Raw genomic sequence first — 13,459 nt, forward strand, 5'->3', positions numbered from 1 at the left:
AGAGCATCAGTGAAGCGACCAGAGGGATTCGACCGGCCCCCCGCGCCGCCCACGCCACCGCCGTCCAAGGCCAGCCCGGACGCTCGACCGAAGGCCGGACCGCAGGCAGGACGCGGCGAGCAGGCGCCGGCGCGTCAGGTCCGGGTACCCCGCGAGCCGCGAGCACTGCGCGAGCCACGGCCGCCGCGCGAGCCGCGCACCACATCGCCGGCAGCAGCCGAGCGGCAGGCAAGGCGAGCCCTTCGCAAGGCGGAAGCCGCCCGGAAACGGTTCGAGCTGGCCGAGGTGCGACGGTTCACCCGGCGCAGCCGACGCAGGCGGATCACCTGGTTGTCCGTGGGGGGCGCGTTCACCGCGCTCATCGTCGCGGTCGGCATCGCCGTCTTCTCGCCGGCCCTCGCACTGAAGACCATCCAGATCGAGGGTGCCGAGCGCATCAGCACCGAGGAACTGACCGGCGCGGTCGACGACCAACTGGGCACCCCACTGGCGCTGCTCGACCTGGGCCGGGTGAAGGACGAGCTCGGGAACTTCCCGCTGATCCGCAGCTTCGTCACCGAAACGGTCCCACCGGACACGCTGGTGATTCGGATCACCGAGCGGCAACCGATCGCTGCAACGGCGTCGGGCGCCGTCTTCCAGTTGCTGGATCCGGCCGGAGTCGTGATCGGCGAGACCCCCACCCGGATCGAGGGGCTGCCGCTGATCGATCTCGGCGGACAGGGCACCGACGGCGTCGCCTTCGAGTCTGTTGTCGAGGTGCTGCTTGCCGTGCCCGCCGATCTGAGGGCGAACATTGATTCGGTGACCGCAACCAGCAAGGACAATGTCAGTTTGATCCTCCGCGGCGTCGGGCAGCGAGTCACGTGGGGGAGCGCGGAGAGTTCCGCGCAGAAGGCGCGCGTGCTCAGCGAGCTGATCAAGCAGACCGACCCCGCCCAGGCGGGCGAGTTCGATGTCTCGGCTCCCTCGATCGCAGTGTTCCGACCCGCCTGATTCAGCGGTTTTCAAGCTCCCGCGACGACTATCGGAAGCGATTCGCGACACGCGGGGGAATCGGCCGCCAGCGAGCCCTGCCGAGCCATACCGTCAGAATCAAGAAATGCATACTGAGCATAACTTTAGACCTCAAGTTGAGGTTGAAAGTTTCCCCGGAGGCCGGACGTGACATCAAACCAGAACTACCTCGCCGTCATCAAGGTGGTCGGTATTGGCGGAGGCGGCGTTAACGCCGTCAACCGTATGATCGAGCTCGGCCTGCGCGGCGTCGAGTTTGTAGCGATCAATACCGACGCACAGGCGCTGCTCATGAGCGACGCCGACGTGAAGCTCGACGTCGGCCGGGAGATCACCCGCGGCCTCGGCGCCGGAGCCGATCCCGAGGTCGGCCGTCGTGCCGCCGAAGACCACGCCGAAGAGATCGAAGAGGCTCTCGCCGGCGCCGACATGGTGTTCGTCACCGCGGGCGAAGGAGGCGGGACCGGAACCGGCGGCGCCCCGGTCGTCGCAAGGATCGCCAAGTCGATCGGCGCGCTCACCATCGGTGTCGTCACCAAGCCGTTCAGCTTCGAAGGCAAACGCAGGCAGGCTCAGGCCGAGGCCGGTGTCGCCACGCTGAAGAACGAGGTCGACACCCTGATCGTCGTCCCCAACGACCGGCTGCTTGAGATCAGCGACCGCGGAATCAGTATGCTCGAGGCGTTCTCGACCGCCGACCAGGTGCTGCTCGCCGGTGTGCAGGGCATCACCGACCTGATCACCACGCCCGGCCTAATCAACCTCGACTTCGCCGACGTGAAGTCGGTCATGCAGGGCGCCGGGTCCGCGCTGATGGGCATCGGATCCTCGCGCGGCGCTGACCGCGCGATCAAGGCTGCCGAACTCGCCGTGGCCAGTCCGCTGCTCGAGGCATCCATCGACGGCGCGCACGGCGTGCTGCTGTCGATCCAAGGTGGGTCGAACCTCGGCATCTTCGAGATCAACGACGCCGCCCGCCTGGTGCAGGAAGCCGTGCACCCCGAGGCCAACATCATCTTCGGTGCGGTCATCGACGACACGCTCGGCGACGAGGTACGCGTCACGGTGATCGCCGCAGGCTTCGACGGGGGAGAGCCCTCGCAGAAGGCCAAGGACCGTCGCTCGACGTACGTGGATGCGGCCGCCGCAGCCTCGGCCGCCGCAGTCGGCGCGCCCGCGGTGACCCCGGTCGGTGAAAGCGTGGCAGCAGCCACCGGTGAGCACGCCCCCGTCGCCTCCTGGGCGGTGGAGCCTGAGCTCCCGCACACCACCGCCATCGACCGCGACTTCGACGACGACGGCGAACTGGACGTCCCCGACTTCCTCAAGTAGTGAGTAACTCGCCACTCGCCGACCGGCTCGCCACGGTGTCCGCGCGGATCGACCAGGCCGCGCGGGATGCCGGGCGAGACCCGAGCGAGATCACCACGATCGTGGTCACGAAGTTCCAGCCGGCCTCGCTGGTTCGGGAACTGGCGGCCCTCGGCGTGCGCCACGTGGGCGAGAACCGTCACCAGGAGGCGCAGTCGAAGGCGGCGGAACTCGCCGACCTCGACCTCAGCTGGCACTTCGTCGGCCAGTTGCAGTCGAAGAAGGCTCGTCAGGTGCGGCGTTACGCGCGCGTCATCCACTCCATCGACCGCGAGGCGCTCGTCGACGCACTGGCCGAGGGCGAGCCGATCGACTGCTTCGTGCAACTGAACCTGACCGACGATCCTGCCCGCGGCGGGGTGGAACTGACTGGGCTCGAACTCCTGGTCGAAAAGGTACTGGCGGCCCCGGGTCTTCGACTGCTGGGGGTGATGGCCGTTGCTCCGCTGGAAGTTGAGCCGCGGCGAGCCTTCGCTGGTGTGCGGGCGGCCTCCGATCGGGTTCAATCGCTTGCTCCCGCAGCCACGGCAATCTCGGCAGGGATGTCGCAAGACTTCGCCGATGCCATCGCCGAAGGTGCGACACACCTCCGGATCGGCACGGCAATCACTGGAAATCGGCCGGGCCGCGGTTAATCTAGCGACCAAGGCTTCATCTCGGAAGGTATTGAAATGGCTAACCCGCTGCGCAAGACCATGGTGTATCTCGGACTCGCCGACGAGGAATTCGAGTACGAGAACCAGGCCAGCCCTGCGCCGGCCGCTCCCGTCGCCGCGCAGCCTGCACCCGTACCGCAAGCCACCCGGGCCCCGGTGACTCCGTTGCGCCGAGCGACCCCCCAGAAGAACACGGGAAACGCCGAAATGAACGAGATCCTGACCGTGCACCCGCGTCAGTACAAGGATGCCCAGGTCATCGCCGAAAGCTTCCGCGAGGGCATCCCGGTGATCATCAACCTGTCTCAGATGACCGAGCCCGACGCCAAACGTCTGGTCGACTTCGCCAGCGGCCTGACCCTCGGCCTCTACGGGAAGATCGAACGAGTCACCAACAAGGTGTTCCTGCTTTCGCCTGCGCACGTCGCAGTCAGTGGCGAGGGCGCGACCGAGGAGTCCGACGTCGAGGCCTCGTTCTTCTCCCAGCAGTAATCTGAACCGGTGGTAGTCGTAAGCATCGTCGCCAACCTGGTCTATTACGCGCTCCTGATTTTCTTCATCGCGATGTGGGCGCGGTTCGTTTTCGACTGGGTGCGCGTGTTGTCCCGGAACTGGCGACCGCAGGGTTTCCTGCTGCTGGTTGCGGAGGCCAGTTACACGGTCACCGATCCGCCGATGCGCGCGGTCCGTAAGGTGCTGCCGCCGATCCGGATCGGCGCCGCCGCCCTGGACTTCGGGTGGACTATCGTTCTGATTGCGTGCATCATCCTGATGTGGATCGTGGGCAACGCGCGCTGAGCCGTCCGGCTCGCCGCGGACGTCCATCGGCGCGTTGTACTGTTAAGCCACTCGCAGCGTCCCAGAATTCGGCCGCGGAGTTGCTAGCGTTAGATCACGTTCCACGGTCCGTGACAGAGAGTGATAGAGGTGACGGTAATGGCCTTGACGCCTGAAGATGTAGTCAACAAGCGGTTCCAGCCAACGAAGTTCCGCGAGGGCTACGACCAGGACGAGGTCGACGACTTCCTTGACGAGGTCGTCGTGGAGCTTCGCCGCCTGAATCAGGAGAACGAGGAACTGCGTCAACGACTCGTGGCAAGCGACGCCCGGATCAGCGAGCTGCAGCGCAGCGGAGGCTCGTCGCAGGCCGCTTCCGCCCCTGCCGAGACGACCCCGGCTCCGGTCGTTGCGCCGCCCACACCCGCGCCCGCCGCTCCGGCGCTCGCGTACCCGACCCCGGCCGTCGACGCCGGCGCGGTCGACCCCACGAACACCAACAACTTGCTTCAGCTGGCTCGCCGCCTGCACGAAGAGCACGTCCGCGAGGGCGTTGAGAAGCGCGACGCTTTGATCGCCGAGGGTCACGCCACTGCGGCCCGCATCGTTGCCGAGGCCGAGGCCAAGCAGCGTCAGCAGATCAGCTCGCTCGACCAGGAGCGTGCACTTCTCGAGCACCGACTCGACGAGCTGCGCACCTTCGAGCGTGAGTACCGCCAGAAGCTCCGCGGCTACATCGAAGGGCAGCTGCGCGAACTCGACTCGTCGACGACGGCCGGCGGCCAGTCGCCCGACTCCAGCGGACCGGCGAAGGTTTCGTCGTCGCAGGGCTTCGGCTCTGCCGCGACCCCGCCGGCGAACTACAGCGGTTTTGCCGGAAACAACTGAGCCACAAGCGGGGAGGGCAAGCGCCACGAAGGTCAGCCTTCTGGCGCTCGCCCTCCTTGCTGTTGTGGCAGTGGTCGTTTACGTCGTCGACCAGGGCAGCAAGTTTCTGATCACGACGAACTTCGCGCTCGGCGACCCGGTACCGATCCTCGGCGAACTCCTCACCTTCCGGTACGTGAAGAACCCGGGTGCGGCGTTCTCGTTCGGCATCGGCATGACCTGGATCTTCTCGATCGTCGCGGCCGGGGTCGTGGTGTTCATCCTGGCCTTCGCCCGACGGATCCGGTCGGTCGCCTGGGCGCTTATGTTCGGGATGCTCCTCGGCGGCGCCCTCGGCAATCTCACCGACCGGCTCTTCCGGGAGCCGAGCTTCGGCCAGGGTCACGTGATCGACTTCATCCAGGTGTGGGGATTCCCGGCGATCTTCAACGTCGCCGACATCTTCATCGTCTCAAGCATGGGACTGTTCATCATCCTCACTGTGCGTGGCATCGGCCTCGACGGAAAGCGCACCGTGGAAGCGAAACCGGAGCCGGCGCCGACGCCCGGCGCCGACGTTCAGTAGCCCGATGGAGCATCGAAGCCTCCCGGTCCCCGACGGACTGGTCGGGGAACGCGTGGATACCGCCGTCGCGAAGCTGCTCGGGTTCTCTCGCAGTTTCGCCGCAGAGACCGCCGAGTCCGGGGGAGTGTCACTTGACGGGGTCGTCCTCGGCAAGTCGGATCGGCTGAGTGCTGGCGGATGGCTCGAGGTCAGCTGGCAGCCGAAGCAGCCGCCGACCGTGATCCCGGTCGTCGTCCCCGAGCTCACGATCGTGCACGACGACGATGACATCATCGTGATCGACAAGCCGCTCGGCGTCGCCGCGCATCCCTCGGTCGGCTGGGAGGGCCCCACGGTGCTCGGCGCCCTCGCCGGAGCCGGTTTCCGGGTCGCGACATCCGGGCCCTCAGAACGAGCCGGCATCGTGCACCGCCTGGACGCGGGCACCAGCGGGGCCATGGTCGTGGCGAAGAGCGAACGCGCCTACGCGGCACTCAAGCGCGCCTTCCATGACCGTGAAGTCGACAAGGTCTACCACGCGGTCGTGCAGGGTCACCCGGACCCGCTGCGCGGCACCATCGACGCGCCGATCGGCCGGCATCCCTCATCCGACTGGAAGTTCGCGGTGACCTCGGATGGCAAGCCGTCGGTGACGCACTACGAGACGCTTGAGGCGTTCCCGAGCGCGTCCTTGCTGGAGATCCACCTCGAGACCGGGCGCACCCACCAGATCCGAGTGCACATGGCCGCCCAGCGACACCCGTGCGTGGGCGACACCATGTACGGAGCCGACCCGACGATCTCGGCGCGGCTGGGCCTCACCCGGCAGTGGTTGCACGCCGTGCGGCTGGGCTTCCGGCATCCGGGCACCGGCGATTACGTCGAGTACTCCACCCGTTATCCGGACGATTTGCAGCGCGCCCTGGACACCCTCCGCGCGGCCTGAACCGAAGCGTCGTACGTCCGGCCTAAGCTGGATATCCACCCCAAGCTAGACGGAGAACCAGTGCCTTCCAGCAACGATTCCTTCGTGCACTTGCACGTGCACAGCGAATACTCGATGTTGGACGGGGCCGCTCGCGTCAAGCCGCTGATCGACGCGGCGGTCGAGCAGGGGATGCCGGCCGTCGCCGTCACCGACCACGGCAACGTGTTCGGTGCCTACGATTTCTGGAAGACCGCAACCGCCGCAGGAATCAAGCCGATCATCGGCACCGAGGCGTACCTGACGCCTGGCACGCACCGGTCCGACAAGACCCGGGTGCGCTGGGGCAACGGCGGCGGTGACGACGTGTCCGGCTCGGGTGCGTACACGCACATGACCATGCTCGCCTCGACCAGCGAGGGTCTGCAGAACCTATTCCGGTTGTCGTCAAAGGCGTCGATCGAGGGTTACTACTTCAAGCCGCGCATGGACCGCGAGCTGCTGTCGACCTACGGCAAGGGCCTGATCGCGACCACCGGCTGCCCGAGCGGCGAGGTGCAGACCAGGCTCCGGCTCGGCCAGTACGAGGAAGCCAAGAAGGCGGCATCCGACTTCCGTGACATCTTTGGCAAGGAGAACTACTTCGCCGAGATCATGGACCACGGACTGGGCATCGAACGTCGCATCATGGATGACCTGCTGCGGCTGGCGAAGGAACTGGACCTGCCGCTGGTCGCCACCAACGACCTGCACTACACCCACGCGCACGATTCCACGAGCCACGCCGCGCTGCTCTGCGTGCAGTCCGGGTCGACCCTCGATGACCCCAACCGGTTCAAGTTCGACACCGACGAGTTCTACCTGAAGAGCGCACAGCAGATGCGCCACCTGTTCCGCGACCACCCCGAGGCCTGCGACAACACGCTGCTCATCGCCGAGCGGTGCGACGTGAGCTTCGACGAGAACGCGAACTACATGCCGCGCTTCCCGGTGCCCGAGGGGGAGACCGAGGACAGCTGGTTCATCAAGGAGGTCGAGAAGGGGCTGCACTACCGCTACCCCGGCGGCATCCCGGAGAACGTGCGCAAGCAGGCCGAGTACGAGAAGCAGGTCATCATTCAGATGGGCTTCCCCGGCTACTTCCTGGTCGTTGCCGACTTCATCAACTGGTCGAAGGACAACGGCATCCGAGTCGGCCCCGGCCGTGGCTCCGGCGCCGGATCGATGGCCGCGTACGCGATGCGCATCACTGACCTCGACCCGCTCGCGCACGGCCTGATCTTCGAACGGTTCCTGAACCCGGACCGCGTCTCGATGCCCGACTTCGACGTCGACTTCGACGACCGGCGCCGTGGCGAAGTGATCAAGTACGTCACCGAGAAGTACGGCGACGAGCGCGTCGCGCAGATCGTCACCTACGGCACGATCAAGGCCAAGCAGGCACTCAAGGACTCCTCGCGCGTGCTCGGCTTCCCGTTCGGCATGGGCGAGAAGCTCACCAAGGCGATGCCGCCCGCGGTGATGGGCAAGGACATCCCGCTCACCGGCATCTTCGACAAGGAGCATCCGCGGTACAAGGAAGCCGGAGACATTCGCGCCGTCGTCGAGACCGACCCCGACGCGAAGACGGTCTTCGACACTGCGCTCGGCCTGGAGAACCTCAAGCGGCAGTGGGGCGTGCACGCCGCCGGTGTGATCATGTCGAACGAGCCGCTGATCGACATCATCCCGCTCATGAAGCGCGAGCAGGACGGCCAGATCGTCACCCAGTTCGACTACCCGGCGTGTGAATCGCTCGGGTTGATCAAGATGGACTTCCTCGGCCTGCGGAACCTGACGATCATCTCCGACGCCCTCGACAACATCGAGATGAACCGCGGCGAGAAACTGGACCTCGAGGCGCTGAGCCTCGACGACCAGGCCTCGTACGATCTGCTCGCCCGTGGTGACACCCTGGGCGTGTTCCAGCTCGACGGCGGCCCGATGCGCGGGTTGCTGCGGCTGATGAAGCCAGACAACTTCGAAGACATCTCCGCGGTGCTCGCGCTCTACCGGCCGGGCCCGATGGGTGCCGATTCGCACACCAACTACGCGCTGCGCAAGAACAAACTGCAGGAGATCACCCCGATCCACCCGGAACTCGAGGAGCCTCTCAAGGAGATCCTCGGCGGTACCTACGGCCTGATCATCTATCAGGAGCAGGTGATGTCGATCGCGCAGAAGGTCGCCGGCTTCTCGCTCGGCCAGGCCGACATCCTCCGGCGCGCAATGGGCAAGAAGAAGAAGTCCGAACTCGACAAGCAATACGAGGGCTTCTCCGGCGGCATGAAGGAACGCGGGTACTCGGAGCCGGCGATCAAGGCGCTCTGGGACATCCTGCTGCCCTTCTCCGACTACGCGTTCAACAAGGCGCACTCCGCTGCCTACGGTGTCGTTTCGTACTGGACGGCATACCTCAAGGCGCACTACCCGGCCGAGTACATGGCCGCGCTGCTCACCAGCGTCGGCGACTCCAAGGACAAACTGGCGATCTACCTCAACGAGTGCCGCCGAATGGGCATCAAGGTGCTGCCACCGGATGTCAACGAGTCGATCGGGTACTTCGCCGCCGTAGGCTCCGACATCCGCTTCGGCATGGGCGCCGTGCGCAACGTCGGTTTCGCCGTGGTCGACCAGATCCGTGCCGCGCGCGAGGCGAAGGGGCGGTTCACCTCCTTCCACGACTTTTTGAAGAAGATCCCGCTGCAGGCGGCGAACAAACGCACCGTGGAATCGCTGATCAAGGCCGGCGCGTTCGACTCGCTCGGCGCCACCCGCCGTGCGTTGCTCGAAATCCACGAGTCCGCTGTCGAGAGTTCGGTGAAGGAGAAGCGCGCCGAAGAGCACGGCGACGTCGGCTTCGACTTCGACAGCCTGTTCGACGAACCGCAGGAGACCGCGAAGGTCCCCGACCGGCCGGAGTGGTCCAAGAAGGACAAGCTGGCCTTCGAGCGGGAGATGCTTGGCCTGTACGTCTCGGATCACCCGCTGGCCGGGCTGGAAGTCACCCTCGCCAAGCATGCGTCGGTGTCGATCGCCGACATCCTCGCGGGGGAGACCGTGAGGGACGGTGAGCAGGTCACCATCGCAGGACTGGTCACCAGCGTGCAGCACCGCACCGCGAGGAACTCCGGCAACCAGTACGGCATGATCCAGGTCGAGGACTTCGGCGGCGAGATCACCGTGATGTTCATGGGCAAGACGTATCTCGAGTTCTCGCCGCAATTGGAGGCCGACTCGATCATCGTGCTGAAGGGGCGCGTCAGCCAGCGGGACGACGGGGTCAACCTGCACGCGGTGACCATGTTCAAGCCCGACGTGGGCGACGCCATGGGCTCCGGGCCGCTGCAGATCTCGCTCGCCGAACGCCGCGCGACAACCGACACCGTGCAATCACTGCACGAGGTCTTCCGTCGGCACCGCGGCGACAACGAGGTGCGGCTGCGGCTGATCAAGGGCGACACCGCGCGGGTGTTCGAGATCCCGCATCCGGTGCGGATCAGCGCCGACCTGTTCGGGGAACTGAAGAGCCTGCTCGGCCCGAACTGCTTCGTGTGATGCTGAAGACTACGATTGACGAGTGATTCAGCGAATCGATCTGCGGGGAACCCGCCCCACTCCGGCCGAACTGCTAGCCCTCATCCCGCGCACCCAGAGCGACATCTCCTCGGTCTCCGGTGCGGTCGGTGAACTCATCGGCGATGTGCGGGCGCGGGGTGAGCACGCCCTGCTCGATCAGGCGGAACGCTTCGACGGGGTCCGGCCGGCAGCCGTGCGCGTTGACGCCGGCGAGATCACTGCGGCCACCGAGGCCCTCACTCCAGCCGTGCGCGCCGCACTCGAGGAAGCCATCGTCCGGGTTCGCGTGGCCACCGCCGCGCAGGTGCCGCCGCCCGCACGCACCGAACTGGCGACCGGCGCGATCGTCGAGCAGCGCTGGCAGCCGGTCAGCCGGGTCGGCCTGTACGTTCCCGGCGGCAAGGCCGTCTACCCGTCCAGCGTGGTGATGAACGTCGTCGCCGCCCAGGTCGCCGGAGTGCGCTCGATCGCGCTGGCGTCACCGCCGCAGAAGGCGTTCGGCGGGTCGGTGCACCCCACCATTCTTGGTGCCGCTGGCCTGCTCGGCATCGACGAGGTCTATGCCATGGGCGGCGCCGGCGCGATCGGCGCCTTCGCCTACGGGGTGCCCGGAATCGGGCTTGACCCGGTGAACGTCGTCACCGGCCCCGGCAACCTCTTCGTCGCCGCCGCCAAGCGGGCCGTGCAGGGCGTCGTCGGCATCGACGCCGAAGCCGGTCCGACCGAAATCCTGATCATCGCCGACGGGACCGCCAACGCAACCCTGATCGCCGCCGACCTGATCAGCCAGGCCGAGCACGATGAGCTGGCCTCATCGGTTCTGGTCACCGACGCGATCGAACTCGCAGACGCGGTCGCCTCCGAACTGGACCGGCTCGCCGCATCCACCCGCCACCGGGACCGCGTGCTCACAGCGCTCGGCGGACGGCAATCGGCGATCGTGCTGGTCGACACGGTGCAGGATGCCGCGGACTTCAGCAACGCCTACGGTCCCGAGCACCTCGAACTGCACACCGCGAATGACGACGCCACCCTCGCGCTGATCGACAGTGCAGGGGCGATCTTCGTTGGCGAGCACTCGCCGGTGAGCCTCGGCGATTACCTTGCCGGCTCCAACCACGTGCTGCCCACTGGCGGGCAGGCACGGTACTCATCCGGGCTCGGTGCGTACACCTTCCTGCGGCCGCAGCAGGTCATCCGGTACGACCGTGCCGCGCTGGCCGAGGTCGAAGAGCGCATCGTCGCTCTCAGCACTGCCGAGGACCTGCCAGGGCACGGCGACGCCATCAGCGTCCGCTTCTCAGGCTGACGCCCTAATCTGGACTCACCATGTATTGCCCGTTCTGCCGCCACCCCGATAGTCGCGTCGTCGATTCCCGCACCAGCGATGACGGGCTGTCGATTCGGCGTCGCAGGCAGTGCCCGGAATGCGGTCGCCGTTTCTCCACCACCGAGACCGCGAGCCTCAACGTGATCAAGCGCAACGGCGTCGTCGAGCCGTTCAGCCGCGAGAAGATCGTCGCCGGCGTCCGCAAGGCCTGCCAGGGTCGACCGGTCACCGACTCCGACCTCGCCGTGCTGGCGCAGCGCGTGGAGGAGACCATCCGCTCGACCGGGGCATCGCAGATCGAGGCCAATGACATCGGGCTGGCGATCCTGCCCCCGCTGCAGGAACTGGACGAGGTCGCGTACTTGCGCTTCGCGAGCGTCTATCAGGGGTTCGACTCGCTCGAGGACTTCGAAGGCGCCATCGCGGTGCTGCGGATGGAGCGCGAGCAGCGGCTGGAGTCCGCTGACGCCGGCGCCGACCAGTAGCCTGATCCAGGCATGTATCCACTTCTCTTTCGCCTGTTCCTGTCAAGGCTCGACCCCGAAGACGCGCACCACCTGGCGTTCGCCGTCATCAAGCGGTTGCCGACGCTCGGCGTCGGAAAGCTGGTGCGGCGGTACACCCGGCCGCATCCGACGCTCGCGGTGAACACGCTCGGCCTGCACTTCGACTCACCGTTCGGCGTCGCCGCCGGATTCGACAAGGACGGCAAGGGCATCTTCGGGCTCGGTCAGCTCGGCTTCGGTCACATCGAGGTCGGCACGATCACCGCGAGGCCGCAGCCGGGCAACGACCGTCCGCGGCTGTTCCGGTTGATCCCGGACCGCGCGGTGGTCAACCGGATGGGCTTCAACAACGAGGGTGCGGCCGCGGCATCCGGTCGGCTGAGGATCGCGGCATCCGCGAGAATCCGCCCGGTGATCGGAGTGAACATCGGCAAGTCCCGTGTCGTCGAGGTCGACGACGCGATCGACGACTACCTCGCCAGCACGCGGTTGCTCGCACCCGCCGCGGATTATCTCGTGGTCAACGTCTCGTCGCCGAATACGCCCGGACTGCGCGGCCTGCAGGAACTGGACAAGCTCGCCCCGCTGCTGCGTGCGGTGCGCGACGAGGCCGACGGGACACCGGTGCTGGTGAAGATCGCCCCAGACCTCACCGACGAGCAGGTGCAGCGGATCGCGCGGCTCGCTGTTGATCTGCGCCTCGCCGGAATCATCGCGACGAACACCACGCTGTCCCGGGACGGGTTGCGAACGGATGCCGCCACCGTCGCCGGGGCCGGTGCCGGTGGTCTCTCCGGGGCGCCGCTCAAGGAGCGGTCGCTCGAAGTGCTGAGGATCATCCGCACGGTCGTGCCCCCTGAGTTGTGCGTGATCTCAGTCGGGGGAGTGGAGACCGCCGCGGATGTCGCCGAGCGACTCGCCGCCGGCGCGACGCTCGTGCAGGGCTACACCGCGTTCATCTACCGCGGCCCGCTGTGGGCGCGCCAGATCAACCGCGGCCTGCTGAAGCTCCGCGCCTCCGCCTAGGAACGGTGACCCCCGGGCGCCTGACGGCACCATCTGCGCGGTGTTTCATTGACCGCGCGCTGGTTCAAGCCTCCGCGGTGTCCTCGAAACTCCGCGCACTCCCAGATGGCGGTGGCCAAACCTCTGTGCGGTCACAAAACCGCAGCGCAGGGGCGAATGGGTGATTTCGAGACGCGCCACTCGCTTCGCTCGCGGTGATCCTCAATCGGCGGAGGGGACTACTTGGGAAAGTGCCCGCGCTTGACCTGCGGCTTCGGCAGCCGCATAACGCGCAGTTGCAGGCTGCGCATGGCCGCGTACCAGCGCACGCCACGCTCCACCCTGTCTTCGCCGAACTTCACGCGCAGCTTCTTGCGGACCAGGAATCCGAGGATCACGCTGTCGATCACGGCGAGGCCGAAGAACAGCCACAGGGTCAGCATCGCAATGACCTGGGTGGACGGGTCAGGCACGAACGTGATGATGATCACGAGGAACATCACCGGGATCATGAACTCGCCGATGCTGGTACGCGCGTCGACATAGTCGCGGACGTAGCGCTTCTGCGGTCCCTTGTCACGCTCGGGTAGGTAGCGTTCCTCGCCGTTGGCGATGCCGATGCGCGCCTTCTCACGAGCCTCGGCCATCTTGGCGCGGGCTTCCTTGTTGGCTACCTTGCGGTCGCCAGGGACGAGGGGACGCTTGTTGGCCGCCTCGCGCTCCTTGCGACTGGGGGTGGGCTGGCCCTTGCCGACGGCGCCGTCGGTGGGCTCCGCCTCAGAGTCTGGAGCGGGAGTGTTGTCAGATATTTTGGCCACGAAG

13 protein-coding genes are annotated in these 13,459 nt (G+C 66.6%); 12 read left to right on the forward strand and 1 reads right to left on the reverse strand.

The window, feature by feature from the left end; all coding sequences use genetic code 11:
- Positions 1 to 9 precede the first annotated feature (9 nt).
- The 12 genes from GO591_RS06115 to GO591_RS06170 all read left to right on the forward strand — a co-directional run bounded on the left by GO591_RS06115 (position 10) and on the right by GO591_RS06170 (position 12,658).
- Positions 10 to 996 carry a cell division protein FtsQ/DivIB gene (locus GO591_RS06115; RefSeq protein WP_232466291.1) on the forward strand — a complete coding sequence of 329 codons (987 nt, stop codon included), beginning with the start codon at positions 10 to 12 and terminating at the stop codon, positions 994 to 996.
- Positions 997 to 1,164: 168 nt separating this feature from the next.
- Complete coding sequence (gene ftsZ, locus GO591_RS06120) at positions 1,165 to 2,349, forward strand: cell division protein FtsZ (RefSeq protein WP_157156007.1); 1,185 nt, start codon at positions 1,165 to 1,167, stop codon at positions 2,347 to 2,349.
- Complete coding sequence (locus GO591_RS06125) at positions 2,349 to 3,023, forward strand: YggS family pyridoxal phosphate-dependent enzyme (protein ID WP_157156008.1); 675 nt, start codon at positions 2,349 to 2,351, stop codon at positions 3,021 to 3,023. The genes ftsZ and GO591_RS06125 overlap by 1 nt, the downstream gene beginning before the upstream one ends.
- A 36-nt stretch (positions 3,024 to 3,059) precedes the next feature.
- Positions 3,060 to 3,536 (forward strand): cell division protein SepF, encoded by a 477-nt coding sequence (locus GO591_RS06130; protein ID WP_157156009.1) that lies wholly within the window; start codon positions 3,060 to 3,062, stop codon positions 3,534 to 3,536.
- Between the two features lie 9 nt (positions 3,537 to 3,545).
- The gene (locus tag GO591_RS06135; RefSeq protein ID WP_157156010.1) at positions 3,546 to 3,842 is read left to right on the forward strand and encodes a YggT family protein; all 297 of its coding nucleotides are present in this window, start codon (positions 3,546 to 3,548) and stop codon (positions 3,840 to 3,842) included.
- Positions 3,843 to 3,980: 138 nt separating this feature from the next.
- A complete protein-coding gene (locus GO591_RS06140) occupies positions 3,981 to 4,709 on the forward strand; it encodes a DivIVA domain-containing protein (protein ID WP_157156011.1) in 729 nt (242 codons plus the stop codon).
- Between the two features lie 64 nt (positions 4,710 to 4,773).
- Positions 4,774 to 5,274, forward strand: coding sequence for a signal peptidase II (gene lspA, locus GO591_RS06145; protein WP_232466292.1), 501 nt, complete (start codon positions 4,774 to 4,776; stop codon positions 5,272 to 5,274).
- Between the two features lie 4 nt (positions 5,275 to 5,278).
- Positions 5,279 to 6,199 (forward strand): RluA family pseudouridine synthase, encoded by a 921-nt coding sequence (locus GO591_RS06150; RefSeq protein WP_157156012.1) that lies wholly within the window; start codon positions 5,279 to 5,281, stop codon positions 6,197 to 6,199.
- Positions 6,200 to 6,313: 114 nt separating this feature from the next.
- Complete coding sequence (dnaE, locus tag GO591_RS06155; RefSeq protein ID WP_157157800.1) at positions 6,314 to 9,775, forward strand: DNA polymerase III subunit alpha; 3,462 nt, start codon at positions 6,314 to 6,316, stop codon at positions 9,773 to 9,775.
- A 22-nt stretch (positions 9,776 to 9,797) separates the two neighbouring features.
- Positions 9,798 to 11,105: a histidinol dehydrogenase gene (hisD, locus tag GO591_RS06160; RefSeq protein ID WP_157156013.1), complete on the forward strand. Its 1,308-nt coding sequence runs from the start codon at positions 9,798 to 9,800 to the stop codon at positions 11,103 to 11,105.
- Positions 11,106 to 11,125: 20 nt separating this feature from the next.
- Complete coding sequence (gene nrdR, locus GO591_RS06165; protein WP_157156014.1) at positions 11,126 to 11,611, forward strand: transcriptional regulator NrdR; 486 nt, start codon at positions 11,126 to 11,128, stop codon at positions 11,609 to 11,611.
- Positions 11,612 to 11,623: 12 nt separating this feature from the next.
- Complete coding sequence (locus GO591_RS06170; RefSeq protein WP_157156015.1) at positions 11,624 to 12,658, forward strand: quinone-dependent dihydroorotate dehydrogenase; 1,035 nt, start codon at positions 11,624 to 11,626, stop codon at positions 12,656 to 12,658.
- A gap of 218 nt (positions 12,659 to 12,876) precedes the next feature.
- On the opposite strand, the gene GO591_RS06175 is transcribed toward GO591_RS06170, so the two are convergent.
- Entirely contained in the window at positions 12,877 to 13,446 is a 570-nt protein-coding gene (locus tag GO591_RS06175; RefSeq protein WP_232466360.1) for a DUF3043 domain-containing protein, read from the reverse strand.
- Between the last annotated feature and the right edge of the window lie 13 nt (positions 13,447 to 13,459).

Source organism: Diaminobutyricimonas sp. LJ205, from assembly GCF_009755725.1.
GTDB lineage: Bacteria > Actinomycetota > Actinomycetes > Actinomycetales > Microbacteriaceae > Ruicaihuangia.

Coding starts and splice junctions, on each gene's coding strand:
- GO591_RS06130 (WP_157156009.1), top strand. CDS start 3,060: ATGGCTAACCCGCTGCGCAAGACCATGGTGTATCTCGGACTCGCCGAC.
- GO591_RS06140 (WP_157156011.1), top strand. CDS start 3,981: ATGGCCTTGACGCCTGAAGATGTAGTCAACAAGCGGTTCCAGCCAACG.
- GO591_RS06150 (WP_157156012.1), top strand. CDS start 5,279: ATGGAGCATCGAAGCCTCCCGGTCCCCGACGGACTGGTCGGGGAACGC.
- dnaE (WP_157157800.1), top strand. CDS start 6,314: ATGTTGGACGGGGCCGCTCGCGTCAAGCCGCTGATCGACGCGGCGGTC.
- nrdR (WP_157156014.1), top strand. CDS start 11,126: ATGTATTGCCCGTTCTGCCGCCACCCCGATAGTCGCGTCGTCGATTCC.
- GO591_RS06170 (WP_157156015.1), top strand. CDS start 11,624: ATGTATCCACTTCTCTTTCGCCTGTTCCTGTCAAGGCTCGACCCCGAA.